Source organism: Streptomyces sp. NPDC031466 (genome assembly GCF_055581265.1).
Genome location: NZ_JBVIJT010000006.1, coordinates 377114 through 403125, shown reverse-complemented (window position 1 = coordinate 403125; position 26012 = coordinate 377114). Strand labels below are relative to the sequence as shown.

Annotated in this window: 18 protein-coding genes; 8 read left to right on the top strand and 10 right to left on the bottom strand. The window is 73.6% G+C overall.

Annotated elements, in window-relative coordinates:
• Positions 1-10: 10 nt before the first annotated feature.
• On the bottom strand, positions 11-772 hold the full coding sequence (locus ACZ5GP_RS17050; RefSeq protein ID WP_468751780.1) for a dioxygenase family protein: 762 nt from the start codon (positions 770-772) through the stop codon (positions 11-13).
• A gap of 158 nt (positions 773-930) precedes the next feature.
• Here ACZ5GP_RS17050 and ACZ5GP_RS17045 point away from each other — a divergent pair, with 158 nt between their 5' ends.
• A complete protein-coding gene (locus tag ACZ5GP_RS17045) occupies positions 931-1446 on the top strand; it encodes a MarR family winged helix-turn-helix transcriptional regulator (protein ID WP_468751598.1) in 516 nt (171 codons plus the stop codon).
• Positions 1447-1474: 28 nt separating this feature from the next.
• Here the strand turns inward: ACZ5GP_RS17045 and ACZ5GP_RS17040 are convergent, their stop codons facing one another.
• Both ACZ5GP_RS17040 and ACZ5GP_RS17035 read right to left on the bottom strand, forming a co-directional pair.
• Complete coding sequence (locus ACZ5GP_RS17040) at positions 1475-2974, bottom strand: MFS transporter (protein WP_468751597.1); 1500 nt, start codon at positions 2972-2974, stop codon at positions 1475-1477.
• A gap of 92 nt (positions 2975-3066) precedes the next feature.
• Complete coding sequence (locus ACZ5GP_RS17035) at positions 3067-3723, bottom strand: TetR/AcrR family transcriptional regulator (RefSeq protein WP_468751596.1); 657 nt, start codon at positions 3721-3723, stop codon at positions 3067-3069.
• 347 nt (positions 3724-4070) lie between these two features.
• On the opposite strand from ACZ5GP_RS17035, the gene ACZ5GP_RS17030 reads away from it, so the two are divergent.
• Entirely contained in the window at positions 4071-5354 is a 1284-nt protein-coding gene (locus ACZ5GP_RS17030) for a M6 family metalloprotease domain-containing protein (protein ID WP_468751595.1), read from the top strand.
• Here ACZ5GP_RS17030 and rho read toward each other — a convergent pair.
• Together rho and ACZ5GP_RS17020 are read right to left on the bottom strand one after the other, a co-directional pair.
• A complete protein-coding gene (rho, locus tag ACZ5GP_RS17025; protein WP_468751594.1) occupies positions 5341-6537 on the bottom strand; it encodes a transcription termination factor Rho in 1197 nt (398 codons plus the stop codon). The genes ACZ5GP_RS17030 and rho overlap by 14 nt on opposite strands.
• 316 nt (positions 6538-6853) lie before the next feature.
• Positions 6854-7648 (bottom strand): ABC transporter ATP-binding protein, encoded by a 795-nt coding sequence (locus ACZ5GP_RS17020; RefSeq protein WP_468751593.1) that lies wholly within the window; start codon positions 7646-7648, stop codon positions 6854-6856.
• 127 nt (positions 7649-7775) lie between these two features.
• On the opposite strand from ACZ5GP_RS17020, the gene ACZ5GP_RS17015 reads away from it, so the two are divergent.
• Positions 7776-8774: an ABC transporter substrate-binding protein gene (locus ACZ5GP_RS17015; protein WP_468751779.1), complete on the top strand. Its 999-nt coding sequence runs from the start codon at positions 7776-7778 to the stop codon at positions 8772-8774.
• Positions 8775-8779: 5 nt separating this feature from the next.
• Here ACZ5GP_RS17015 and ACZ5GP_RS17010 read toward each other — a convergent pair whose 3' ends face one another.
• Positions 8780-10036, bottom strand: coding sequence for a M20 family metallopeptidase (locus ACZ5GP_RS17010; RefSeq protein WP_468751592.1), 1257 nt, complete (start codon positions 10034-10036; stop codon positions 8780-8782).
• Between the two features lie 148 nt (positions 10037-10184).
• Between ACZ5GP_RS17010 and ACZ5GP_RS17005 the strand changes: the two genes are divergently transcribed.
• The 3 genes from ACZ5GP_RS17005 to ACZ5GP_RS16995 are packed head-to-tail and all read left to right on the top strand — an operon-like array spanning position 10185 to position 18983.
• Complete coding sequence (locus ACZ5GP_RS17005; protein WP_468751591.1) at positions 10185-17432, top strand: amino acid adenylation domain-containing protein; 7248 nt, start codon at positions 10185-10187, stop codon at positions 17430-17432.
• A complete protein-coding gene (locus tag ACZ5GP_RS17000) occupies positions 17425-17598 on the top strand; it encodes an MbtH family protein (RefSeq protein ID WP_468751590.1) in 174 nt (57 codons plus the stop codon). Before ACZ5GP_RS17005 ends, ACZ5GP_RS17000 begins: the two co-directional genes overlap by 8 nt.
• Positions 17595-18983 carry a DHA2 family efflux MFS transporter permease subunit gene (locus tag ACZ5GP_RS16995; protein ID WP_468751589.1) on the top strand — a complete coding sequence of 463 codons (1389 nt, stop codon included), beginning with the start codon at positions 17595-17597 and terminating at the stop codon, positions 18981-18983. Before ACZ5GP_RS17000 ends, ACZ5GP_RS16995 begins: the two co-directional genes overlap by 4 nt.
• A 300-nt stretch (positions 18984-19283) precedes the next feature.
• Here ACZ5GP_RS16995 and ACZ5GP_RS16990 read toward each other — a convergent pair whose 3' ends face one another.
• Together ACZ5GP_RS16990 and ACZ5GP_RS16985 are read right to left on the bottom strand one after the other, a co-directional pair.
• Complete coding sequence (locus ACZ5GP_RS16990; protein ID WP_468751588.1) at positions 19284-20135, bottom strand: helix-turn-helix domain-containing protein; 852 nt, start codon at positions 20133-20135, stop codon at positions 19284-19286.
• 13 nt (positions 20136-20148) lie between these two features.
• A complete protein-coding gene (locus ACZ5GP_RS16985) occupies positions 20149-20898 on the bottom strand; it encodes a DUF6879 family protein (protein WP_468751587.1) in 750 nt (249 codons plus the stop codon).
• Between the two features lie 172 nt (positions 20899-21070).
• On the opposite strand from ACZ5GP_RS16985, the gene ACZ5GP_RS16980 reads away from it, so the two are divergent.
• Both ACZ5GP_RS16980 and ACZ5GP_RS16975 read left to right on the top strand, forming a co-directional pair.
• A complete protein-coding gene (locus ACZ5GP_RS16980; RefSeq protein WP_468751586.1) occupies positions 21071-21544 on the top strand; it encodes a hypothetical protein in 474 nt (157 codons plus the stop codon).
• The gene (locus ACZ5GP_RS16975; RefSeq protein ID WP_468751585.1) at positions 21541-22032 is read left to right on the top strand and encodes a hypothetical protein; all 492 of its coding nucleotides are present in this window, start codon (positions 21541-21543) and stop codon (positions 22030-22032) included. Before ACZ5GP_RS16980 ends, ACZ5GP_RS16975 begins: the two co-directional genes overlap by 4 nt.
• 23 nt (positions 22033-22055) lie before the next feature.
• Here the strand turns inward: ACZ5GP_RS16975 and fes are convergent, their stop codons facing one another.
• On the bottom strand, positions 22056-23255 hold the full coding sequence (gene fes / locus ACZ5GP_RS16970) for an enterochelin esterase (RefSeq protein ID WP_468751584.1): 1200 nt from the start codon (positions 23253-23255) through the stop codon (positions 22056-22058).
• A 146-nt stretch (positions 23256-23401) separates the two neighbouring features.
• Positions 23402-25969, bottom strand: coding sequence for a Fe(3+)-hydroxamate ABC transporter permease FhuB (gene fhuB, locus ACZ5GP_RS16965; protein ID WP_468751583.1), 2568 nt, complete (start codon positions 25967-25969; stop codon positions 23402-23404).
• Between the last annotated feature and the right edge of the window lie 43 nt (positions 25970-26012).

Sequence of the window (26012 nt, the reverse complement as noted above, 5' to 3'; positions counted from 1 at the left end):
GGGGCCCGCGCTAGCCGAACTGCACCGACCGCTTCGCCAGCCCCATCCAGAACCCCTCGATGACACTGCGCTGACCGGTGAGGTCGCCGGTGGCGTCGGCGGCGCCGAGGGTCACGAAGAGCGGGGCGAAGTGCTCGGTGCGGGGGTGGGCGAGGTGCCCGGCGGGGGACGCGTGGCCGAAGTCGAGGAGCGCGTCCACGTCGCCCGCCGCCAGGGCCTCCTTCCCCCAGGCGTCGAACTCGGCGGACCAGGAGGGGACGCCGTCCTGCCGCAGCGCGGCCAGGTTGTGCGTGAAGAAACCGCTGCCGACGATCAGGACGCCCTCGTCGCGCAGCGGCGCGAGCCTGCGGCCGAGGTCCATGAGGCGGCGCGGTTCCAGGGTCGGCAGGGAGATCTGGAGCACAGGGATGTCGGCGTCGGGGTACATCTCCACCAGCGGCACGTACGCGCCGTGGTCGAGGCCCCGGTCCGGCACGTCCTGCACGGGTACGCCGGGGGCGCGCAGCAGTTTGCGCACGGAGTCCGCGAGGGCGGGGGCGCCCGGGGCGGCGTACGTCACCTGGTAGTAGCGCTCGGGGAAGCCCCAGAAGTCGTACACGAGCGGCGCGGTCGCGGTGGCGCCGAGGGCCAGGGGGGCCTCTTCCCAGTGGGCGGAGACCATGAGGACCGCCCGGGGCCGGGGCAGGCCGGCGGACCAGGCGGCCAGTTCGGCGGGCCACACGGGGTCGTCGGCGAGCGGTGGCGCGCCGTGGCTGAGGTACAGGGCGGGCATGCGGGTCATCGCGCACCTCCGGGCTGCGTGGCGGGTCTGCGGGGCCGTGGCGGGGACCTCCGGCCGACCGAGGCATCTACTTGAACTCTCAAGCTTCGCGGTCGACGGTACGCGCGGTTTGTTCAAAGTTCAAGGAAGGGCCTCGTACAGTGGAGTACATGGACATGGCACCCACCCCTCCCCCGGACGGCGGACCGCGCTGGCTGGACAGCGACGAACAGCGCGTTTGGCGGTCCTACCTCCAGGCGAGCACCCTCCTCGACGACTTCCTCGACCGTCAGCTCCAGCGCGACGCGGGCATGCCGCACATGTACTACGGGCTATTGGTCCAGTTGTCCGACGCCCCCCGGCGTCGGCTGCGGATGACCGAGCTGGCCAAGACGATGAAGATCACCCGGTCCCGGCTCTCGCACGCGGTCGCGCGCCTGGAGAAGAGCGGCTGGGTGCGTCGCGAGGACTGCCCCTCCGACAAGCGGGGCCAGCTCGCGATCCTCACCGACGCGGGGTTCGAGGTGCTGCGCAGGACCGCCCCCGGCCATGTCGCCGCCGTACGCCAGGCACTGTTCGACCGGCTCACCCCGGAACAGCAGAAGTCCCTCGGCGAGATCATGACGATCGTCGCCGAGGGACTTCAGCCGAAGGAGGCGGGGGCCGACCTCCCCTGGCTCCGCTAGGAGACCCTGCCCGGGTGAGCGGGCCGGGTCAGTGGGCCATCACCGGGATCTTCAGCTCGTCCTCGGTGCCCTCCACCGCGTCACCGGAGGCCGCGGGGCCGCCCTGGTGGCCGGTGTTGATGAACGTCGCCGCGATCAGCGCGGCGACCGCCAGGATGCCGACCGCCCACCAGATGGCACTGGTGTAGCCCTCGACCATGGCCTGCGCCTTGACGAGCTTCAGGTCGGCGCCGCCGGCCACGTGGTCCGCGAGGTACGCGGAGGTCGCGGAGGCGGCGATGGTGTTCAGCAGGGCCGTGCCGATGGCGCCGCCGACCTGCTGCGAGGTGTTGACCATCGCGGAGGCGACACCGGCGTCACGGGGCTCGACGCCGTGCGTGGACAGCGACATGGCGGGCATGAACGCCGTGCCCATGCCGAGGCCCAGCATCAGCTGCGCGGGCAGGATCAGACCGGCGTACGAGGTGCCGATCTCCAGCTGGGTCAGGAGCAGCATGCCGAGCGCGGCGAGCAGGAAGCCCGGGGCCATCAGCAGCCGCGGCGGGACGCGGGTCATCAGGCGGGCGCCGAGCTGCGTGGAGCCCACGATCATGCCGACGATCATCGGCAGGAAGGCGAAGCCGGTCTTGACCGGCGAGTAGCCCTTGACGATCTGCAGGTAGTACGTGAGGAACAGGAACAGGCCGAACATCGCGATGATGGCGAGGCCGAGCGAGAGGTAGACGCCACCGCGGTTGCGCTCGGTCAGCACGCGCAGCGGCAGCAGCGGGGACTTGACCTTGGCCTCGGTGAGGACGAACGCGGCGAGCAGTACCGCCGACGCCACGAACATGCCGACCGTCACGGAGTCCGACCAGCCGTCGGACTCGGCGCGGGTGAAGCCGTAGACGAGCGCGACCAGACCGAGGGTGGACAGGACCACGCCCGGGACATCCAGCGGCGAGCGGTTGCGGGTGCCGGCCGGCTCGCGGATGACGAAGTACGCGCCGAGGGCGGCGATCACCGCGAAGGGGATGTTGACGAAGAACGTCCAGCGCCAGTTCAGGTACTCGGTGAGGAAGCCGCCGAGGATCAGGCCGACGGCGCCGCCGCCACCGGCGATCGCGCCGTAGATGCCGAAGGCCTTGGCGCGCTCCTTGGCGTCGGTGAACATCACCGCGAGCAGCGAGAGGGCGGCGGGCGCGAGCAGCGCGCCGAACACGCCCTGGAGGGCGCGGGCGCCCAGCATCATGGCCTCGCCGGTCGCGGCGCCGCCGAGCGCGGAGGCCGCGGCGAAGCCGATGAGGCCGGTCACGAAGGTGCGCTTGCGGCCCCACAGGTCGGCGATGCGGCCGCCGAAGAGCAGCAGACCGCCGAAGGCGAGCGCGTAGGCCGTGATGACCCACTGGCGGTTGCCGTCGGATATGCCGAGGTCCTGCTGGGCGGAGGGCAGCGCGATGTTCACGATGGTCGCGTCGAGGACGACCATCAGCTGTGCGAGGGCGATGAAGACGAGGGCTTTCCAGCGTCTCGGATCTGCTGCAGACATGGGTGTGCCACCTAGCGGTACGAAAGTGTGAACAACGATGTGGGAAAAAGGCGGCGGACTCGGCCCTGGGCCGGATTCGCCGCACGGCGGGGTCAGCGCCTGCGGAGGTCCTCCAAAGTCGCCGCCTCCCCCGGGAGTTCGGAGCGGGCGGGTGCCATCAGGCCGTCGAGGAACAGCTGGAGATGGCGGTGGACGAAGCGGTCCATGTTCGGGCAGGCCGTGCCGGGCAGCGGCCGGCCGAGCTGGGAGAGGGCGACCATGAGGTCACCGACGGCGATGTCGGTGCGCAGCTGCCCGGCCGCGCGGGCCCGCTCCACGAGGCCCTCGATCGACCGCTCCAGGTGATCGCGGGCGTCCAGCAGGTCGGGGTGGTCGTGGTCGAAGGCGGCCGACAGCATCGGGCACAGGGCGCCGATCCGTTCGTCGGCCGCGGCGTGGACGAAGGTGCGCAGGGCCGTGAAGGCGGCGCCCTGGTCGGCGTCGGCCGTGGCGATGCCCTGTTCGGCGTGGGCGGCGACGCGGCCGGTCACGTAGAGCACGACCTGGCGGATCAGTTCGGCGCGGTCGGCGAAGTGGCGGTAGAGCGTGGCGTTGCCGACGCCCGCACGGCGCGCGATCTCGTCGAGGGGTACGTCGGATCCGTACTCCACGAGCATCTCGCGTGCGGCGGCGACGATCCGCTCCCGGTTGCGCAGGGCGTCGGCCCGCGGGCGGGACGCTCGGCGCTGCGGGGCGGTGGCGGTGTCCACGGCGTGCTCCTCTGCTGACTCTTGCGGTGACGATCCTGGTGGCGATCGACGGCTGTCGCCGGACGGCGATGGCGGTCGATGTCCTGCGCCCGGTGCGATGCGGGGAACGACTCCCCGTTTCGCGCGGACACAGGTCTAAACGGGGAGACAGTCCCCGGATATTTCCCGCACCGGCCCTGAACCGCTGTGTCCCGCGTCACACCTGATGCGCCGGAAATACCCACGGGGGATCGGCGGAATACCCACGATCGGTCGCACCCAGCGCGCGCCCGCGCACCCCCCGGCACAGGGTGATCGGACAGGGTGCAGCCAGGACCGGCGGCTGCCGCTAGGTGGAAGGCCCACGCATGCAGCAGCCGATCTGGCGCCGGATAGGCCCCGCCCGTCGCGGTGTGGCCCTCGCATCGGTCACGGCACTCGCCCTCGCGGTCACCACCTCGGCGAGCACCGGACGGCTGATGGAGGACTCGCCCAGCGCGGCGGGCCCGGTGTCGATGGCCCGCGGGGCCACGCTCGGCCCCTGCATGATCAGCGGCACGATGGGCGTCCAGATGTCGGAGGGCATGCCCACCTCACCCGGCTACTCGCGCTCCACCGGCACCGTCCGCGCCCTGAACCTCATGGTCGACTTCTCCGACGCGCCCGGCCAGGGCAGCGCCATGGACCGGCTCGCGGAGTTCTTCCCGCAGACCTCGCAGTGGTTTCGCACCAGCTCCTACGGTCGCCTCGACTACCGCCCCGAATCCCCCGTGCCCGACTGGCTGCGGATGCCCAAGCCGTTCGCGGAGTACGGGATAGAGCGCGGCGCCCCCTTCGACCCGGGCTACCGGGAGCTGGTGGAGGACATCGTGGCCGCCGCCGACCCGGACGTGGACTTTCGTACGTACGACCTCGTGAACGTCCTCGTCACCCCGAACGCCGGGCCCTCCGCGCTGGACACGGTCCTGTCGGTGACCTTCGCGGGCAATCACGAGGCGCCGGTCGCCGACGGCGTGCCGGTCTCCAACGCGTCCTTCGTCTACAGCCGGCAGGACGACGGCTCGGGCAGCTACCAGGAGACGGGCTACCGGGTGCTGCCGCACGAGAACGGCCACGTCTTCGGCCTGCCCGACCTCTACACGCAGGAGGGCGGCGGCGCGGCCGGCCACTGGGACATCATGAGCGAGGACTGGGGCGCCAACAACGACCTGCTCGCCTGGCACAAGTGGAAGCTGGGCTGGCTCGACGACGACCAGATCGGCTGCGCGGCCAGGACCGGCACCACCGAGCACGTCCTGACGCCGCTGGCCCGTTCCGGCGGCACGAAGCTCGCGTTCGTCCCGCTGACCGAGAAGACGGGGTACGCGATAGAGGCCCGTACCCAGGGCGGCAACGACGAGGCGGTCTGCAAGCCGGGCGTGCTCGTCTACCGGGTGGACGCGGACGTCGACACCGGCCACGGCCCGGTCACGGTCGCCGACTCGGCGGCGGACAGCGGCGGTTGCACCCGTCGGCCCAACGTCCACGCGGAACTCTCCGACGCGCCCTACGCCCCCGGCGAGACCTTCACCGACCGCCGGTCGGGGGTGCGGGTGACGGTGGCGGACGTGACGGACGGCGGTGACTACCGCGTGCACGTCACGCGGCCGTAGCGCCGTTCCCCGCCTGGGCGTTGGCACTGCCCGCCCCCGGCACGGTCTGCTGCACCTGCCGCAGGAACGCGGCGTTGCCCGGGGTCTTCTTCATGCGCTCGATCACCGTCTCCAGAGAGGCGTGGCTGTCCCTGCCGACCAGGGCCCGCCGCAGCCCGCGTACGGCGGTCAACTCGTCGTCCGTCAGGAGCAGTTCCTCCCTGCGGGTGCCGGAGGGGGTGATGTCGACGGCGGGGAAGAGGCGCCGGTCGGCGATGACGCGGTCGAGGCGCAGCTCCATGTTGCCGGTGCCCTTCAGCTCCTCGAAGTAGTAGTCGTCGGCGCGTGAGCCGGTGTCCACGAGGACGGTGGCGAGCATCGTCAGGGAGCCGCCCTCCTCGGCGAGCCGCGCGGCGCCGAAGAGCCGCTTGGGCCCCTGAATCGCGGTGGCGTCGACGCCGCCGCTGAGGGTCTTGCCGCCACTGGAGGCGGCGTTGTTGTACGCCCGGCACAGCCGCGTCAGCGAGTCGAAGAGCATGACGACGTCCCGGCCCTGCTCGACCAGGCGCTTGGCGCGCTCCACAGCCAGCTCGGCGAGCGCGATGTGCTGCTTGGCGGGGCGGTCGAACGTCGAGGAGTACACCTCGCCGCGGACCGACCGCAGCATGTCGGTGACCTCCTCGGGCCGCTCGTCCAGCAGGACGACCATGAGGTGGCAGTCGGGGTGGTTCTCCGCGACCGCCGCGGCGATCTGCTGGAGCAGGATGGTCTTGCCGGTCTTCGGGGGCGCCACGATCAGGCCGCGCTGCCCCTTGCCCACGGGGGCGACGAGGTCGACGAGGCGTCCGGTGACGCCGCCGCCCGCGGACTCCAGGCGGAGCCGCTCGCGGGGGTGCAGCGGCGTCAGTTCCCCGAAGCGGGGCCGCCCGCGCAGGGCTTCGGGCCGGTGTCCGCCGACGCGGTGCACGCCGGTGAGGGTGCGGGCCCGCCCGGCGCACTCGCCCTCGACGAAGTCGCCGGTGCGCAGTCCGAGGCGCTGGACGAGGGGGGCGGGGACCTGCACGTCGTCGGAGGCCGGCAGGCATCCCTTGCCGCGCAGGAACCCGCGGCCGTCCCGGGCGATGTCGAGGACGCCGGTGCAGGTGACGGGCGCGGTGGTGGGGGACGCGGCGCGTGAGGCCGGTGCGGTCGCGGTGGCGGTCATGTGAGTGGTCCTTTCGCGGACGGGCAATGAGGGGGCCCTGCGGGGCGGCGATGACCACGCCCCGTACGACGGGTGCTCCGTACGACAGGTGATCCATCCATCGGGTGATCCGTGCGGCGCATGCCGGGAACTGCCGAGTGAGCAGTGTGGGAGAAGGCCCGATCGGCCTGGAAGACCCCGAGAAGGGGAGCTGGGAGAGGAGTACGGGCGCCCTGAGACGAACCGGGGCGTACACACGTACTGCTCGCACCGTAGCACATGCCGCTACCGCCGCACCGGAAAACGCGCCGCCTCAGGACGGGGGCGCGGGGTGGGGTCAGCTTCGGGGGGCAGTGGGGCGGACCGCGGGGACCACGACCGGGGAGCCGTCCGCCGCCGAGCGCAGGATCTCCGCATCGATGCCGTAGAGCGTCTTGACGAGGTCCGCGTCGACCACCTCGCGCGGCGGGCCCGTCGCCACGATCCGCCCGGCCAGCATGGCGACGACGACATCCGCGTACCGCGCCGCCGCGGCGAGGTCGTGGACGACCATCACGATGGTCCTGCCCTCCGCCGCGACCTGCCTGACCAGGTCGAGGACCTCCACCGCGTGGCCGATGTCGAGCGCGCTGGTCGGCTCGTCGAGCAGGACCACGGGGGTTTCCTGGGCCAGCGCCATGGCGAGCCAGCACCGCTGGCGCTGCCCGCCGGACAGCTGGTCGAGGCGCCGTTCGGCGAGTTCCGCCGTGCCGGTGGCCTCCAGCGCCCGGGTCACGGCGCGCTCGTCCTCGGCGGACCACTGGCGGAACAGCCCCTGGTGGGGGTGGCGTCCGTACCGCACGAGGCCCGCGACCGTGACCGCCTCGGGCGCCTGCGGCGACTGCGGCAGGAGGGCCACGCGGTGGGCCGTCTCGCGCTGCTTGAGCCGCCAGATGTCGGCGTCACCCGCGAAGACGCGTCCGGAGACGGGCTGGTGGAGCCGTGCCATGCAGCGCAGGAGCGTCGACTTGCCGCAGCCGTTGGGGCCGACGATGGCCACCACCCGGCCGGATTCGACCGTGAGGTCCACGCCGTCGACGGCGGTGTGCGTGCCGCCGTAGCCGGCGGTGAGCTGCTCGACGCGGAGTTCCACGGGGCGTGCCTTTCCGGGTGCGAGGGGCTCACCCCTTGCCAAGTTGACCTAAGGTAAGGCTAACCTTAGCTAAAAGGGTGGTCGTTGACGACCACTTCATCATGTCCTCTTGATCCCGGAGCTGTTGATGACCGTCCCCCGCCGCCCCTTCTCCCTCGTCTCCCGAAGCGCGACCCGGTCGGTCGCGGTGCTCGGCGCGGCGGCGCTGCTCCTGACGGGCTGCGGCTCGGACGACGGCTCCGACAAGGACTCCTCCGCCAAGGGCGATTCCGGCTCCTCCGCCACCCGCACCATCAAGGACGCGACCGGCAAGGCGGTGAAGGTCCCCGCCCACCCCGAGCGCGTGGTGACGCTGACGCAGGAGGACCTGGACGCGGTGCTCGCGCTCGGCGTGAAGCCGGTCGGCATCACCAACGGCCAGGGCCTGGACAAGCCGCCGGCCTACCTCGCCGACAAGGTCGAGGGCATCGACGTGGTCGGCAACCTCCTCCAGCCCGTCATGGACAAGGTCGTCGCGGCCAAGCCCGACCTGATCCTCGCCGGTGACATGCAGGACGAGCAGGTCCTCAAGCAGCTGCGCGAGATCACGCCCGCGACCGTCGTGACCATGGCGCCCACCGACGACTGGAAGCTGACCCTGCGGGGCATCGGCAACGCCGTGAACGAACTCCCCAAGGCCAACAAGGTCATCTCCGCCCACGAGAGCGCCGCCAGGGCCGCGGGGAAGAAGCTCGGCGCCAACAGGGGCGCCGAGGTGTCGATCGTGCGCTGGAACCCGGACGGCCCGAGCTGGATGGAGAACAAGCAGTTCGCCAGCGGCGTCGCCCTGGAAATGGGCCTGAAGCGGCCCAAGAACCAGAACAAGGACGGCAACGCGCACACCCCCTCGCTGAGCCTGGAGAAGATCAACGAGATCGACGGCGACTGGCTGTTCCTCTCCACGCTGACCTCGGACGGCGAGAAGGCCCTGAAGGACGTCCAGAAGAAGCCCGCCTACAAGGACCTCGGCGCGGTCGAGAAGAAGCACGTCGTGACCGTGGACGGCTCCGTGTGGTCGACCCGCGGCGGCCCGCTGGCCGCCGACGAGGTCATGCGCGACATCAGCGAGGCGCTCACGAAGAAGTAGCCCGCTCACGAAGAAGCGGCCCGCGCCCGTCGCGCGTGCGCGAAGTCGGCCGCCGTCCACGCCATGCCGAGCGCGCCGTCCAGCAGCGCCCGCTCGGCGGCCGGGGAGACGGCGGCCGCCGCGAACTCCGGTTCGTGCGGCCCGCAGGCGCCGCCGCTGATGTCCAGGACGGGGTGGATGGACGGCACGAGGTGCGAGACGTTGCCCATGTCCGTGCAGGCGAAGGGCTCGCGCTCGACGGGTTCGGCCCGGCCGAGGGCCCGGGCGTTCGCCTGCCACAGGGCGATCAGCTCCGGGTCCCCCCGGAAGTCGAGGTAGTCGGGCTCGGGGCGCTCCAGGGTGACCTCGCAGCCGGTGGCGAGCGCTCCGGCGCGGAAGCAGTCCTCGACGCGTTCGCGCAGTTCGCGCAGGTCCTCGGCGGCCAGGGCGCGGATCTCGTACGAGGCGGTGGCGCGGTCCGGTATCGCGTTCGGCGCCGTGCCCGCCGCGGTCGTGATGCCGTGCACCCGCCACTGGGGCGGCAGATGCTGGCGCAGCAGGCCGAGCGCGACCTGCGCGACGGTCAGGGCGTCGGCGGCGTTGCGGCCCTCGTGCGGGTTGAGGCTCGGGTGCGCGGACCTGCCTGTGTACGTCACCGAGAGCGTGCCGAGCGCGAACGAGCGGAAATCGGCCATCTCGAACGGGCAGGGGTGGACCATCATCGCCGCGTCCACGCCGTCGAAGGCGCCCGCGTCGATGAGCAGCGCCTTGCCGGCGCCGCGCTCCTCGGCCGGCGTCCCGAGCACCCGTACGGTCAGGCCGAGTTCGTCGGCGTACGGGGCCAGGGCGAGGGCCGCGCCGAGCCCCGCGGCGGCGATCAGGTTGTGGCCGCAGGCGTGGCCGAGGCCGGGCAGGGCGTCGTACTCGCAGGCGAGGGCGACCGTGACGGGCCCGGAGCCGATCGTGGCGCTCACCGCGGTGTCGAGGCCGAAGGCGGGCGCGGTCACCTCGAAGCCGTGCTCGCCGAGGAGTTCGGCGCACCAGGCGGCCGCGCGGTGCTCCTCGAAGGCCGTCTCGGGGTGCGCGTGGATGCGGGCGCTGAGGGCGAGGAGGGCGGCGCGGTGGGTCTCGACCTCCTCGCGCAGGGCCGCCTTGAGGTCGGCCGGTTCGGCGTCGGTTGTCTTGAAGTCGGCGGTCGGCTCGGCGCCGGCCGTTTCGGCGCCGGCTGTCACGCGGTCGCGCGGGGCGGTCGTGAGGTCCGTGGGGGCGGTCGTCTTCTCCATGGCGAGCAAGATAGCTTAGGCTTACCTAAGTTGACATGGGTGGGCCCGGTCGCGGGTTCACACCCAGGTTCGGTCACGCACGTCCAGGTTCGGGTCAGACACCTCCAGGTTCGGGTCCAGGTCCAGGTTCACGGGAGTCCTCACACACATGCATCAGCGCCCCGACCGCCTTCCCCTGCTCAGCGCGCAGGCCGGCATCTTCTACGCGCAGCAGCTGGACCCGCGCAGCACCGCGTACCACACCGCGGACCGCGTCGAGATCAAAGGCCCGCTGGACACCGCCCTGTTCGAGGACGCGCTGGCGCGCACCACGGCCGAGGCCGAGACGCTGTCGCTGTGGGCGGGCGAGGACACGGACGGCACGCCCTGGCAGGAGGTCGCGCCCCGAACGGCGCGTCCCCGCCTGCACCACCTGGACCTGCGCGGCGAGGCCGACCCGGAGGGCGCCGCCGAGGCCTGGACGCGGGCCGACCTCGCGAGACCGGTGGACCTCACGGGCGGTTCCGCCGCCGATGGCGGCCTCGTCACCCAGGCACTGATCCGTCTCGCCGACGACCGTCACTGGTGGTACCAGCGCGTCCACCACTTCGCCGTCGACGCCTACGCCCTTCAGCTCATCGGCGACCGCGTGGCCGAGCTGTACACCGCCCTCGCGGCCGGGCGACAGGAGCTGCCCGAGCGCCGGTTCGCCCCGCTGGCCGACCTGGTCGAGGAGGAGCGGCGTTATCTGGACGGCGAGCAGTACGCCGCCGACCGCGCCTTCTGGGCCGAGCGGACCGCCGGGCACACCGGCCCCGCCACCCTCGCCGCCCGCGCCGGCGCCGCCGGCCCGCCGCGCCGCCGCGCCCTGGACCTGCCCGAGGGTTCCTTCGAGCGGATCAGCCGTGCCGCGCAGGCCGTGAAGGCCACCTGGGCCGAGCTGGTCATCGCCGCCACCGCCGGGCATCTGCACCGCGTCACCGGCGCCGAGGACATCGTGCTGGGCCTGCCGCTGACCAACCGCCGCGGCCCCGCCGCGCTGCGCACCCCGGCGATGACCGTCAACGTCCTGCCGCTGCGCGTCGCCGTGCGGCCCCGCGACACGGGCGCCGAACTGCTGCGCCGCGTCGTCCTGGAGCTCCGCGCGGTCCGCCGCCACCAGCGCTACCCGCAGGCCGGCCTGCGCCGCGACCTCGGTCTCGGCACGGCGGGCGAGCCGCTGACCGGGCCCATGGTCAACATCAAGCCGTTCGAGACCGACCTGGACTTCGCGGGCCTGCCCGGCACCGTCCACAACCTCGCCGCGGGCCCCGTCGAGGACCTCGCGATCGGCGCCGCCCCCCGCGCCGACGGCACCCTTCGCCTCACCCTGGACGCCGCCGCGACACGGTACGAGGACGCCGAACTCGCCGGTCACGGACGTACGTTGGCCACCTATCTGGACGCCCTCGCCGGCCTGCTCCTCGCCGACCCGCACCGCCCCATCGGCACCCTCGACCTCCTCACCCCCGACGAGGTCCGCGCGGCCACCGCCGGACGCGCCGAGCCGCCCGCGGAACGCACGCTCCCCGAGGTGTTCGCCGCGCAGGCCGCCCGCACCCCCGACGCGGTGGCCGTGCGCAGCGGCGGCGCCGCCCTGACCTTCGGCGCGCTGGACGCGGCCGCGAACCGTCTCGCCCACCGCCTGGCCGCCGACGTGGCCCCGGGCACGCCCGTCGCCCTCGCCCTGCCCCGCAGCACCGACACGGTCGTGGCGCTGCTGGCCGTCCTGAAGGCGCGCGGCGTCTGCCAGCCGCTGGACCTCGGCCATCCGCCCGCCCGGACGCTGGACGTGCTGGCCGACGCCCGGCCCGCGTACGTCATCGGCACCCGGGCGACCCTCGCCGCCCTCCCCGGCCACGGCCTGCCCGTGCTGGCGCTCGACGCCCCGGACACCGCCGCCGCGCTCGCCGCGCTGCCCCCCGACGCCCCGGCCGCCTCCCCGCGACCCGCCGATCCCGCCTACATCATTCACACCTCCGGTTCCACGGGCCGCCCCAAGGGCGTCGTCGTCACCCACGCCTCGCTCGCCAACCTCCTCGCCGGGCACGGCACCGACCACATCGCGCCCGCCGTGCGGCGCGCGGGCCGGGAGCGCCTGCGGGTCGCGCACAGCGCCTCGTTCGCCTTCGACGCGTCGTGGGACCCGGTGCTGTGGATGGTCCACGGCCACGAACTGCACCTCCTGGACGACGCCGCCTACCGCGATCCGTCGGCGCTCGCCGCGTACGTCGACGCGCACCGCGTCGACTACCTCGACGTCACCCCGTCCTACGCCGAGGCGCTCGTCGCCGAGGGCCTCCTGGACGAGGGCAGGCACCGTCCCGCCGTCGTGGTCGTGGGCGGCGAGACCGTCCCCGCCCCGCTGTGGGAGCGCCTCGCGGCCACGCCCGGCTCGCGCCCGATCAACCTGTACGGGCCGACCGAGACGACCGTCGACGCCTACTACTGGCTGCCCGGCCCCGACGGCACCACCACCGGGCACCCCGTGCGCGGCTCGCGCGTGTACGTCCTCGACTCCTGCCTGCGCCCGACGCCGCCCGGCGTCACCGGTGAGCTGTACGTCGCCGGGGCGTGTCTGGCCCGCGGCTATCTCGGGCGCCCCGACCTGACCGCCGAACGCTTCGTCGCCGACCCGTTCGGCGCGGCGCACGGCGACCCCGGCGGCCGCATGTACCGCACCGGCGACCTCGTGCGGCGCCGCGCGGACGGCACCCTGGAGTTCCTCGGGCGCGGCGACGACCAGGTGAAGATCCGCGGGTTCCGCATCGAACTCGGCGAGATCCAGGCGCGGCTCGCCGCCCATCCGGCGCTCGCCCGGGCCGCCGTCATCGCCCGGGACACCCCGCACGGCAAGCGGCTCCTCGCCTACGCCGTCCCGACAGCGGCCGTCACCCCGGACGAACTCCGCGCCCACCTCGCCGAGACCCTCCCCGCGCACATGGTCCCGGCGACCGTGACGCTCCTCGCCGAGCTGCCGCGCACCGCCAACGACAAGCTGGACCACCGCGCCCTGCCCGACCCCGAGCCGGCGCCCCCGGGCGGCCCCGCCGGTGACGCCGGCGACCCGCACACCCAGGCGCTCTGCGACCTCTTCGCGGACGTCCTCGGCCTGGACTCGGGGTGGCCCTCACCCGACGCGGGGTTCTTCGACCTCGGCGGTCACTCGCTGCTCGCGGGGCGCCTGGCCGCCCGGATCCGCGAGCGGTTCGCCGCCACGGTCGGTATCGCCGACATCTTCAAGGCGCCGACTCCCGCCGCCCTGGCCGTACTTGTGCGCGCCTCGTCCGCTCCCGCCCCCGGGGCGGCGGCCCCGCTCGTCCCCGTTCCCCGCACCGACGCCCTCCCCCTGTCCCCGGCCCAGCAGCGCCTGTGGTTCCTGCACCGCCTCGAAGGCCCCAGCCCCACGTACAACATCCCGCTCGTCCTCACCCTGGACGGCCCCGTCGACGACAGCGCGCTGCTGCTCGCCCTGCACGACCTGAGCGCCCGCCACGAGACACTCAGAACGCTCTATCCCACCGCTGACAACGCCTCGGGCCGTGGCGCCGACTCCGCCCCCGCCGACCGCCCCCACCAGCGGATCCTCGCCCCCGGCCATCCCCTGGCCCAGCCGGCCCTGCACCGCGCGCCGCTCACCCCGGGCGCCGTGCCCGAGGCCGTCCGGCACTGCTTCGACCTGGCCGCCGAACCCCCGCTGCGCGCCACCTTGTTCACCGACCCGGACAGCCCCGTCCGCCACACCCTCCTGCTGCTCCTGCACCACATAGCGGGCGACGGCGCCTCCACCACCCCGCTCGCCCGCGACCTCGCGACCGCCTACACGGCGCGCGTGGCGGGCCGCGCCCCCAGCTTCGCCCCGCTCCCCTTCCAGTACGCCGACCACGCCGCCCACCAGCAGAAACTCCTCGCGGACGGCCTGGCGCGGACCCATCTCGCGTACTGGAAGGAGGCTCTCGCGGGCCTGCCCGACCAACTGGAGCTGCCCACCGACCGGCCGCGCCCACCCGTCGCGTCGTCCGAGGGCGACACCGTCCCCTTCGCCCTGGACCCCGCGACGCACCGCGCGCTCAAGCAGCTCGCGGCCGCCACCGGCACCACCGTCTTCATGACCGTCCAGGCCGGGCTCGCCGCGCTGCTCACCCGGCACGGCTGCGGCACCGACATCCCGCTCGGCACCCCCGTCGCCGGGCGCGACGACGACGCCAGCGCCGACCTCGTCGGCTTCTTCACCAACACCGTGGTGCTGCGCGCGGACACCTCCGGCGACCCCGCCTTCCGGGTGCTCCTGGACCGCGTACGCGGGACGACGCTCGCCGCGTACGAGCACGACACGCTCCCCTTCGACCAGCTCGTCGAGGAGCTGAACCCGCCCCGCTCCCTGGCCCGTCACCCCCTCTTCCAGGTGATGCTGGCCTGGCAGTCGATCCCGGACGGGCCGTTCGCGCTCGGCCCCGGCACGACGGCCCGCCTGACCGCCGTCCCCTCCGGCACCGCCAAGTTCGACCTGACCCTGAACGCCGGCGAGCTGCCGGACGGGGGCGGCATCGGCGGCTTCCTCGAATTCCGCACCGACCTGTTCGACCGCGCCACCGCCGAGGCCCTCACCGGCCGCCTGGCCCGCCTCCTCGCGGCGGCCGCCCGCACCCCCGACACCCCCCTCGGCCTGCTCCCCCTGCTCGGCGCCGAGGAGCACCACCACGCCCTGGTGACCGTCAACCGGCCCGCCGTACAGCCGCGCCCCCAGGCGCCCGCGACACTCGCCGACGTCTACGAGCGGGCCGCCGCCCGGCACCCGCACCGTACCGCCGTCTCCCACGCCGGCCACACCCTCACCCACGCCGAACTGTCCGCCCGCGCCCACCGTCTGGCCCGCCTCCTCGCCGATCGCGGCATCGGCCCCGGCGCCATCGTGGCGCTCGCGCTGCCCCGCTCGGCCGACCTGGTCACGGGCCTGCTCGCGGTCGCGCTCTCGGGCGCCGCCTACCTCCCCCTGGACCCGGACTACCCCGCCGACCGCCTGGCGTACATGCTCGGCGACGCCCGGCCCGCCGCCCTCGTCACCGACACCGCGACCGCGCCCCGGCTGCCCGCCGAGGCCCACGCGCTGCCCCTGATCGCGGTCGACGGCGCCACCCCGGACGCGTACGACGCGGGCCCCCTCGCCCAGGCCGACCGCACCCGCCCGCTCACCCCCGACGACCCCGCGTACGTCATCTACACCTCGGGCTCCACGGGCCGCCCCAAGGGCGTCGTCGTCACGCACCACAACGTCACGCGGCTGCTGACCGCGACCGACCAGTGGTTCCGCTTCGACGAGAACGACGTGTGGACGCTCTTCCACTCGTACGCCTTCGACTTCTCGGTGTGGGAGCTGTGGGGCGCGCTCCTGTACGGCGGCAAGGTCGTCGTCGTACCGCACCTGACCAGCCGCGACCCGGGCGCCTTCCGCACGCTGCTCGCCGAGGAGCGGGTCACCGTCCTCAACCAGACGCCCTCGGCCTTCTACCAGCTCGCCGCCGCCGACCGCGAGGCCCGCGACGGCCGCGAACTCGCCCTGCGGTACGTGGTGTTCGGCGGCGAGGCGCTCGAACTGGCGCGGCTGGACGAGTGGTACGACCGGCACGCGGACGACAGCCCCACCCTCGTCAACATGTACGGCATCACCGAGACGACCGTGCACGTCTCCTACGTCGCCCTCGACCGGCGGACGGCCGCCGCCGCCACCTCCAGCACCATCGGCGTGAACATCCCCGACCTGCGCGTCTACGTCCTCGACGACCGCCTCCAGCCGTGCCCGCCCGGTGTCACCGGCGAGATGTACGTCGCCGGTGAGGGCCTGGCCCGCGGCTATCTGGGCCGCCCCGACCTGACCGCGACCCGCTTCGTCGCCGACCCGTACGCGCACCTGTTCGGCGAGCGCGGCGCCCGCATGTACCGCTCGGGCGACCTCGCGCGCCGCCGCGCCGACGGCACCCTGGAGTACTTCGGGCGCGCCGACCAGCAGGTGAAGATCCGCGGGTTCCGCATCGAACTCGGCGAGATCGAGGCCGTCCTCGCCGCCCACCCCGCCGTCCGGGACGCGGCCGTCGTCGTCCGCGAGGACGTGCCCGGCGACAAGCGCCTGGTCGGTTACACGGTGGCCGACGCCGTCACCCCCACCGAACTGCGCGAACACGCGGCCGGCGCGCTCCCCGTCCACATGGTCCCGTCCGCCGTCGTCCTCCTGGACCGGCTGCCGCTCACCAGCAACGGCAAGCTGGACCGCAAGGCCCTGCCCGCCCCGGAGCGCCCCACCGCCATCGGCACGGGCCGCGCCCCGCGCACCCCCCGCCAGGAGCAGCTCTGCGCGGTCTTCGCGGAGGTGCTGGCCCTGGCGGGGCCCGTCGGGATCGACGACAACTTCTTCGAGCTGGGCGGTCATTCGCTGCTCGCCGTGCGGCTCGCGGGCCGCGTGCAGGCCGCGTTCGGCACGGAGATCTCCATCAGTACGGTCTTCCAGTCGCCGACACCCGCCGCTCTCGACACGTTCCTGGACGCGGGCAGCGAGCAGGCCGACCCCCTGGACGTCCTGCTCCCCCTGCGCCCCGCCCGCGACGGCGACCGCGCCCCCGTCCACTGCGTCCACCCGGCGGGCGGCCTGAGCTGGTGCTACGCGGGCCTGATCCGCCACCTGCCGGCCGACGTGCCGATCTACGGCCTCCAGGCACAGGGCGTGGGAGCGGCGACCGCCGCCGACCCGCTGCCCCGCACCCTGGAGGAGCTGGCCGCCCACTACGTCGCCCGCCTGCGCGAGGTGCAGCCGGCCGGTCCCTACCGCCTCCTCGGCTGGTCGACCGGCGGCATCATCGCGCACGCCATGGCCACCCACCTCCAGGAGCTGGGCCACGAGGTGGAGCTGCTCGCGATCCTCGACGCCTACCCGGCGGAGGGCTTTCGCGAGCTGCCCGAGTCCGACGAGGCCGAGGCCCTGGAGTCGCTGCTCACCATGGGCGGCCACGGCCCCGACAGCCTCGCGGGCAAGGCGTTGACCACCGGGAACGTCATCGACGTGCTGCGCCGCGAAGGCAGCCCTCTGGCGGCCCTCGCCCCCGCCACCTTCGAGGCGCTGCGGGACATCTACCTCAACACGAACCACCTCGTACGGGGCTACGACCACCGCCGTTTCGACGGCGACGTGCTGTTCTTCCGGGCGACCGTCGACACCATCGACGAGACCCTCACGCCCGGGACGTGGTCCCCGTACGTGAGCGGACGCATCGCGAACACGGACGTCGCCTGCTCGCACAAGGACATGACCCTGCCCGAGCCGATCGCGCGCATCGCCCGCGTGGTCGCCGACCGACTGACCGAGCTGGAGACCCGCGATCATGAGTGACGCACCCGCCAACCCCTTCGACGCGGACGGGGAGTTCCTGGTCCTGGCCAACGACCGCGGCGAGCACTCGCTGTGGCCGTTGTTCGCCGCCGTCCCCGACGGCTGGTCCACGGCCCACGGGCCGGGCCCGCGCCAGGACGTACTGGACTGGATCAACAGCCGGTGAGCGGCGGCGGCCTGCTGGTCACCCCCCGGATCCGCCCGAAGGTCGCCGTCGTCCTCGTCTACACGGCCGCGATGTGCATGAACGGCCTGGACTCGACGATCGTCAACCCGGCCCTGTTCACCATCGCGGGCGACTTCGGCCGCCCGGTGTCGGCGGCGAACACGGTCGAGACGGCGTTCCTCGTCGCCCTGGCCCTCGCGCTGCCGGTGGCGGGCTGGCTGGGCGACCGCCTCGGCACGAAACGCGTCTTCCTCGGCGCGCTCGCCGCCTTCACGGCGGCCTCCGCCGTGTGCGGCCTCGCGCCGAACCTCACCACGCTCGTGGTGGCGAGGGCCGCGCAGGGCCTGGCGGGCGGGCTGCTCACGCCGGTCGGCATGACGCTCCTCTTCCGGGCGTTCCCGCCCGAGGAACGCGTGAAGCTGTCCAAGGTCCTGATCGTGCCGACCGCGCTGATGCCGGCGCTGGGCCCGCCCCTCGGCGGCTTCCTGACCGAACACCTCTCCTGGCACTGGCTGTTCTTCGTCAACGTGCCGGTCGGGACGGCGGCCGTGCTGCTCGGCGTGATGTGCCTGCGCGAGCACGTGGAAGACACGCCGGGCCCCTTCGACCGCGTCGGCTTCCTCCTGGCGACCCCGGCACTGGGCCTGCTGACCTATGCCCTGGGCTTTGGCCCCTCGCAGGGCTGGACGCGGCCGCCGGTGGCGATCAGCGCGGTCCTGGGCGTGCTCCTGCTGACCACCGCGGTCATCCACCAACTCCGGGTACGGGAACCGCTCCTGCGCCTGCGCCTGCTCGGTGACCGCGTCTACGGCTCGGCGTCGGCGCTGGCGCTGGTCAGCGCGGCGGGCCTGATGGGCGTGCTGTTCGTCTTCCCGCTGCTCTACCAGGCGGCGCTGGGCGCGTCGGCGCTGGACGCCGGGCTGAGCGTCTTCCCCGAGGCGCTCGGCCTGATGTTGGCGTCCCAGGCCGTGGACCGCCTCCTCCCCCGCCTCGGCCCGCGCCGCCTCGCGGCCCCGGCGCTCCTGCTGGCATCCGGCGTCTTCGCGGCGCTCGCGGCGCCGGGGGTGGCGGAGAACGCGTGGGCGGTGCGGGGGCTGATGTTCGCGGTGGGCCTGGTCCTCGGCACGGCGGTCCTGACGATCCAGATCGCCGGCTTCGAGACCATCGCCCCCGCCGACATGGGCCAGGCGATGGGCCTCTTCCAGATCATCCGCACCCTGGGCGGCGCCCTGGGCATCGCGGCGTGCGCGGCCCTGATCGGCGGCCACGGCGTGGCCTTCACGGACCCCGCCCCGTACCGGCTGGCGGTACTGGCGACGGCGGCCTTCGTGGCGACGGGCGCGGGGCTGGCGCTGCGGTTGCCTCGGGGGGCGCCAGCACCGTGAACCGCCCGAGTGGTGACCAGCGTCCGCACGTCGGAGGCCTCGGTGCTGCTCGTCGGGCAGCCAAGTACGCACGCACTGCCATCCGGCATGCAGGGCAGCAGCCACTGCAGAAGTCTCTCCCAACGGCACGCTTACGAGGGCATCAGCAGGCAGGCCACAACGGAAACCCCGGACCAATGAGCACCGCTTTAGGAGAGCGGGTATCGCTCGCAGCGCCATGAAGCGGCCCCCGCCGACGACCACGGCGCGTAGTCCGAGGCCGTGGAGGACCGAGACGGCCCGGGCCTGCGGAACCGTGCGTCAGCGCGGGCGGATGGACCGCTGGGCGCGGGTGATGGCGGCCTGTGCTTCTTCCCCGTACACAGCGGATGCGTTGAGCGTGTGCCAGACGCGGAGGTAGGTGGACACGTTGTCGTCATCGTCGAGCCACAGCTCCGCGTGCCAGTCCTCGGCGATGACGAGCCGTTCGTCCAGCACCCAGAAGCCGTTGGCAGCCGGGATCTTGAGCGGGGCGGAGAGCGGGATGACGCCGAGACGCACGGTGTCCATGCCGATCGTTCCCGCGAGCCGGTCGAGCTGGCTGATGAGCACGTCCGGTGGGCAGATCAGGGCGTGGAGGGCTGCCTCCCACACGAGGGCGTGGAACTGGCGCCCCCTCTCGTAAAGCCACTCCTGGCGCCGCATGCGCGAGCGGACCGCTTCGTCGGTGTCCCGTGCCGTGTCGTGAAGCCGTGCGTAGTGCAGGAACATGGCGCGGGCGTAGTCCGCGGTCTGGAGCATGCCTGGGATCACGGCCTCCTCCCACGCGCGGATGACCTTGGACCGGTTCACCTCAACGTGCCAACCGTCCTGCACGGGCCGGTGCCCGGCCGCGAGTTGGCGGCGCCAGGATCGGATGCGCGACTCGAACCCCTGGAGACGAGCGCGCAGTTCATCGAGGGCGTCGCTCCGGCCGGTACCGTCGGCCCAGGCGCGCAGGTCGTCGACGGTCGCGGTCTGTCTGCCGTTCTCCAGCTTGTAGATCTTGGAGTGGGGCCAGCCGAGCCGCCGGGCGAGCTGGGGGCCGGTGAGCCGACCACCAGGAGCCGAGAGCCGCAGCTCACGGAGGCGCACTCCGAGGGCTTCTCTGGCCTGCTGGAAGTCTGTGCTCACCGGCTCCCCGCCATCAGTCGGCGCGCAGCCGCGCCGTGAACTCGTCGTAGGGGACCGCGTGGCGCACAGCCGCGTCCCGGGCCTGGCAGTATCGCAGGACCTCAGCGGGCTCCGTGATCACCTCCACATCATGGAAGGCGTCCTGCGCGTCGAAGCGGAGTACGGCCACCAGACGGCTGTCGAAGATCCAGAAATCCTCTGCGGGCAGGTGCGCCCGCCGTGCGTCCTGCCGCCAGATGCAGCGGACGTCCTCGCCTGTGGCCGCGTTGCATCGCGAGTAGTCCAACAGGAACAACTGGCCCTCGGTCGGCGGGTCGTCCATGACACGCACGCGGCCGACGTACTTACCACTGGACGTCTGCCGGCGGATGTTCACGCACCAGTCACTGTCCAGGTCCATGGGGGCTCGACCGGTCCTCCGGAACTCCACGAAGCCGGGATCCTCGCGGTCGGAGGCGTAGCCGCGGCGCGTCTCCAGGTGCCACGCCGAGTTCTCGAACGTCTCGAAGAGCCGGCCGAACTCTGCAAGGCCGATCAGCTTCGGCACGCGTGTCATCTCCTTCGGACCGTGGTTGACGAGCAGTTCGCGCGGCACCACCACCGCGACCTCATCCGGCCCGAGGTGCCGCAACTGGGCGAGGTCGGCGCAGTCACTGACGGGCGGACCCTGCACGATCACCTCTCCGGAGTCGATGTCCTCGTGGATCGCCGGGCACCCGCCGTTCTTGCTGTCCGTGCCGTTACAACGCAGTCGTCGTGCCATAGCGCCTCCCGCAGTTCAGGGTCGTCCGTCACAGCATCACGACGTGGTGGGTCACCGAGCCATGGGTTGCAGCCCTCGATACGAGAACACTTGGGAACATTCGGCAGGGCGTCGGGAACATTCACGAACATGGCCTGTGTACGGAGTGCCGCGCCTTCATACCTTCCTCGTCATGGCCCCTACACCCGATGCGAGCGATGCCCTCGGCGTCGATCCGTCCGCTGCCGCGTACGCGGACAACTGGCTCGCGGACTGCGCCCGGCGCCCCTCTCTCGCTCACGAAGTGTGGGCCATGGGTGGTCTCGCGCCGGTTCACTGCACCCGCTGGCTCGCCGCCGAGGTCCCGCTCGTCCTCGCGCTCCGGGCGAGGGAGCGGCTGACGGCGCACGCGTGTGGGCCGCTCCTGGTGGACGTCGGCCTCGACCGCGCCTGGTGGCTTGTCCCGCTCGGCGCCGGTGAGGGGGCGCCGCGTGGCCGGGGCGTCACCTTGCGGCCCCATGGGTGGCCGTTGCACTGTCCGCCGGCGAGCCGCCCGGCCGCCGGCCGGCGTTGGCTCGTCCCTCCCGACGGGACCGGGTACCTGACCGATCCCGTCGCCCTCGCCGCCGCCACCGGCCCCGGGCTCCGCGCGGAGACGTTCGGGTGAGCGTCCAGGAGGAGTTCTCCGCGGTTGCGGACTGGCTCGCGCGTGCCCAGCTCCCTCCCCTGCGGGCCCGGCGCGCATGGGCGGCCGTCGGCGTCGCCCTGCTTCCGCTCGGTCCCCGGTTCGAGGCCGTCCGCCTGCCCGGACGGCTCGTCGCCGCGGCACTGCGCGCCGCCGATCCGCGGGAGATCGCCGGGCGCCTCGGCCCGCTCCTCGGCGGTCCGGTCATCTTCGACGGCCGGACGCTGGACGGCACCTACTACCCCCTCATGCGACCCAGCGCCGGGCGCCCTTGGGAGTACGAGGCCCTCGCGCCGTGCCTCGGTGCGGGCACCTACCTCGGCGTACCGCGCGTCGACCGCAGGAAGCCGCCCGGCACCTACTGGGTGACGCCCCCGCGCTTCGAGGGCGACCTGTGCGAGCCCGCCGCCGTCGCGGCCCTCGTCGCCCACGCGGTCAGCGCCGGTGGCGAGGGGGAGCAGGGGCAGTGACCGCTCCGGCTCCGCGACGGGCGTCAGCCCGACAGCAGGCCGGCCAGCCCCGTCGCCAAGCCTCCGCGCCAGCACGCGTAGTCGTGGCCCCCGTTGAACTCCTCGTACGTCACCTCGTAGCCCCGCGCCCGCAGGACGTTGCGCAGCCGGCGGTTCTCCGTGAGGAGCATCCACTCCTGGGCGCCGACCTCCAGGTGGAGGCGGACCGGGCGGTGCGGGGCGCGGGCGTATGCGCGGGTGAGCCATTCCGGGCCGCGGCCGTCGGGCGCGTTCTCGTCGGGCCACCAGAACGAGCCCGACTGGGAGAGCGCGGCGCCGAAGCGGTCCGGGCGCCGGTGCGCCGCGTACGCCGCCGTGAGGCCGCCCGCGCTCTGACCTGCGATGACCGTGCGCTCGGGGGCCGCCGTGGCCCCGTACGTGTCCGCCGCCCAGGGCAGCAGGACGTCCGCCAGCCAGTCCACGAAGGCGCCGCTGCAGCTCAGGTCCTCCATGCGGCGGCCCATCGTGTGGACGAGCAGCGCGGCCGTGGGGGGCAGGGCCCCGTCGGCGTGCAGGGCGTCGAACGTGTCGCCGATGCCGAGCACCGGGCCCCACATCTCGCCGTCCAGGAGTACGGCCACCGCGCGGACCGGCTCCCGCGGCAGGTGCGCGGTGACGCGCCTGCCGTCCACCTCGGCCTCGACGGACCGCCCGGCCGCCCGCACGCGACGGCCCACGTACGGCTGGGGCGGCGCGTCGGGCAGGGACATCACCGAGGCGGGGTGGCGGCCGTCGCGGGCGGGCAACCGCGGAGAGCCGTTGAGCGGGTCGGGGACGGCCTCCGCGAGGACCCGCAGCCACGCCTCGCGGTCGGTGCGCAAGGTCTCGTGCCGGGGGCCGCGACCGACGTAGAACTGGTAGGACGCCCGGTGGTCGGACCGCAGCCGGTGGCTGAGCGCCCAGACGTCCGTGCCGGGCAGGCGCTCCATCAGATGCGGGGTGAGGTCGCCCGCGTGCCGGTCCTTGTCCGTGACGGTGTGCAGCAGCGCGAGGACGTCCGTGGCGGGGCGCGCGGGATCGTCCCGCCACAGGAAGGTGACGAGGCGGTACGCCGGGTCGCCCGCGGGGTCGGCCTCGACCAGGGGCGCGCCGCCTGCCTCGATCCGGTTCCAGAAGTCCCGCTCGGCGCCGGGCACTTCGGCTCGTGCGGCGTGCAGGAACGTCCGCAGCAGCGGGCTTCGCACAGGGGTGGCCTCTCTCGGGTCGCGGGATGTCGATGTCGTGGGCGCGTCCGGGGATGTCGTACGCGGGTCCGTTGCTGCTGTCGTATGCGCGTCAGTGGCTGTCATACGCGCCTCCGCGGCTTCGTACGCGCGTCCGGTGCTGTCCGTCATACGCGCGTCGCCGCCGAGCGGCCCAGCAGGACCCAGAGGAGGAACGGACCGCCGAGGACCGTCGTGACGACGCCGACCGGCAGTTCCGATCCGTCGAAGGCGATCCGCCCGAGGGTGTCCGCGACGACCACGAGCAGCGCGCCGGTCAGCATCGAGCCGACCAGCGGCACCCGCAGCGGGCCCGCGAGGCGGGAGGCGATGACGGGCGAGGCGAGGGCGACGAAGCCGACGGGCCCGCAGACGCCGACCGCGAGGCCGGCGAGCGCGACGGCGAGGAGCAGGCAGATCACGCGGGTGCGCCCGGCACGGGAGCCGAGCGAGGCGGCGGTGGCGTCGTCGAAGCGCAGGACGCCGAGGTGGCGGGCGACGGCGAGGGAGAGCGGGACCAGGACGGCGAGACCGATGAGGACGGGCACGGCGACGGAGTAGCCGCGGCCGTTGAGGCTGCCGGAGGTCCACACGTACAGCGAGCTGGCCGAGTTGAGGGAGCGCCGGGAGAGGACGACCTGGGTGGCGGCGGAGGCGAGCGCGGACATGGCGAGGCCGACGACGAGCACCCGGTAGCCGCGCTGCCCGAGCCCGCCGGAGACCAGCGTGACGACGACCACGGCGACGAGCGCGCCGATCGGGCCCGCCCACCAGGCGCCGAAGGACCCGGAGGCGCTGAAGGTGACGGAGACGAGGACGGCGGCGGTGGCCCCGTCGTTGACGCCGAGGAGTTCGGGGGTGGCGAGGCGGTTGCGGGCGAGGGTCTGCGTGAGGCACCCGGCGAGGCCGAGCGCGGCGCCCGCGGCGAGCCCGGCGACGATGCGGCCGAGGCGGAACTTCTGTACGAGCAGTACGTCGAAGTGGTCGCCCTGGCCGAACACGGCCCGGAAGGTGCGGCCGACGCCCATGTCGCTCTGCCCGGCGTACGCGGAGAACACGACGGCGACCAGCAGGAGACCGGCGAGCAGCAGCGCGGCGAGGGTGGCGCGGCGGGCCACGAGGAAGGAGAGGGGGCCGCGCCGCAGGACGTAGCTGTCGGCGGGGCGGACGCGCGGGGCGCGCTGCTTCACCGGGCGTGCGTCGGTTCGCCCGGCGGACCGTAGGTCACCGGTCCGCCCGGGGAGCCGCAGCACGCTCGCCCAGGCGGGGCGCCGGGGGACGCCGGCCCGTCCGGGGATTCGCAGGGTGCCGGTCTGCTCGGGGAGCGGGAGGTCGCCGGTCTGTTCGGGGAGGCGGAGGTCGCCGGCCTGTTCGGGGAGCGGGAGGTCGTCGGTCCGACGTAGGGCCCCGGCCCGCCCTGGGAGCCGCAGGACGCCGCCCCGCCCGGGGAACCGCAAGGTGCCGGTCAGGCGGCGCCGCCCGGAAGGAGCGCTCTCCTCCGTCGCGGGTTCCGTCATGCCCATCGTGGCGAACTGCCGGGAGCGGACGATGAGGATCAGTACGGGCGCGCCGATCAGCGCCACGATGACGGACACCGGCGCCTCGTACGGGCGGGAGACCACGCGGGCGGCGACGTCCGAGACGGTCAGGACGCAGGCGCCGACGAGACCCGCGAGGAGCAGCCGGGCCGGCAGCCGGGTGCCCGCGAGGGCGCGGGCGAGGAAACCGGCGAGGAGGCCGAGGAAGGAGATGGGTCCGGCGAGCGCGACGGCGGCGGCCGTGAGCAGGGTGACGCCGACGGCGACGACGGTACGGATCAGGGGCGGCCGGTGGCCGAGGCCGCGGGCGAGGTCGTCGCCGAGGGCGAGGGCGGACAGCGGCCGGGCGACCAGCAGGGCCACCAGGAAGCCGGCGGCGAGGACGGGCGCGAGCCGCCCCAGTTCGCCGTAGCCCTCGACGCCCGCGAGGGACCCGAGTACCCAGAAGCGGAACTTGTCGTACGTCTCCGCGGAGTTGACGACGATGACGCTGGTGAGGCCGCCGAAGGTGGCGCCGAGCGCCGATCCGGCGAGGACCAGCCGCATGGGAGAGCCGCCGCCCTTGCGTCCGGCGATGAGCAGCACGAGGCCGCTGGCGACCACGGCGCCTCCGAACGCGCAGCCGAGATAGGCGAAACCGGAATCGACTCCGAGCAGCGCGATGCCCGCGACGACGCCCAGTGAGGCGCCGGCGTTGACGCCGAGCAGGCCGGTCTCGGCGAGCGGGTTGCGGGTGACCGCCTGGAGCAGGCACCCGGCGACGCCGAGGGCCCCGCCGACGAGCAGCGCGGTCAGGGTGCGGGGGATGCGCAGGTCGCCGACGACGAGGGCGAGGCGGGCGTCGTCGCGTGCGCCGTCGCGGTTCAGGAGGTAGTCGAGGACTCCGCCCGGCCCGATCTCGCCGGCGCCGACGCAGAGCGAGAGGGCCACCAGGAGCAGCAGGGCGAGGGTGAATCCGGCGACGGCGAGGGCGACGGTGCGGGATCGGGGTGGCGCGGTGGGGGCGGCGGCGGGTGCGGGGCGCTCCGGTGACGACCCGTGGGCGTTCCTCCCGGTGGCCGCTTCGGGGTTGCCTTCCCGGTCCCTTTCGGCCAACTCGCCCGGTGTTTTGGGCTGTTGGGGTGCTCGGGGCGTGGTGCCCGCTGTCGGCATGCGCATAAGGTGAGGCTAGCCTAACTATGTCGACAGGGTGGCGACCTCT

Excerpts from the sequence above, each read along its gene's own strand:
- ACZ5GP_RS17050 (WP_468751780.1), bottom strand. The coding sequence starts at position 772 with ATGCCCGCCCTGTACCTCAGCCACGGCGCGCCACCGCTCGCCGACGAC.
- ACZ5GP_RS17045 (WP_468751598.1), top strand. The coding sequence starts at position 931 with ATGGACATGGCACCCACCCCTCCCCCGGACGGCGGACCGCGCTGGCTG.
- ACZ5GP_RS17040 (WP_468751597.1), bottom strand. The coding sequence starts at position 2,974 with ATGTCTGCAGCAGATCCGAGACGCTGGAAAGCCCTCGTCTTCATCGCC.
- ACZ5GP_RS17030 (WP_468751595.1), top strand. The coding sequence starts at position 4,071 with ATGCAGCAGCCGATCTGGCGCCGGATAGGCCCCGCCCGTCGCGGTGTG.
- rho (WP_468751594.1), bottom strand. The coding sequence starts at position 6,537 with ATGACCGCCACCGCGACCGCACCGGCCTCACGCGCCGCGTCCCCCACC.
- ACZ5GP_RS17015 (WP_468751779.1), top strand. The coding sequence starts at position 7,776 with ATGACCGTCCCCCGCCGCCCCTTCTCCCTCGTCTCCCGAAGCGCGACC.
- ACZ5GP_RS17010 (WP_468751592.1), bottom strand. The coding sequence starts at position 10,036 with ATGGAGAAGACGACCGCCCCCACGGACCTCACGACCGCCCCGCGCGAC.
- ACZ5GP_RS17005 (WP_468751591.1), top strand. The coding sequence starts at position 10,185 with ATGCATCAGCGCCCCGACCGCCTTCCCCTGCTCAGCGCGCAGGCCGGC.
- ACZ5GP_RS17000 (WP_468751590.1), top strand. The coding sequence starts at position 17,425 with ATGAGTGACGCACCCGCCAACCCCTTCGACGCGGACGGGGAGTTCCTG.
- ACZ5GP_RS16985 (WP_468751587.1), bottom strand. The coding sequence starts at position 20,898 with ATGGCACGACGACTGCGTTGTAACGGCACGGACAGCAAGAACGGCGGG.
- ACZ5GP_RS16980 (WP_468751586.1), top strand. The coding sequence starts at position 21,071 with ATGGCCCCTACACCCGATGCGAGCGATGCCCTCGGCGTCGATCCGTCC.
- fhuB (WP_468751583.1), bottom strand. The coding sequence starts at position 25,969 with ATGCGCATGCCGACAGCGGGCACCACGCCCCGAGCACCCCAACAGCCC.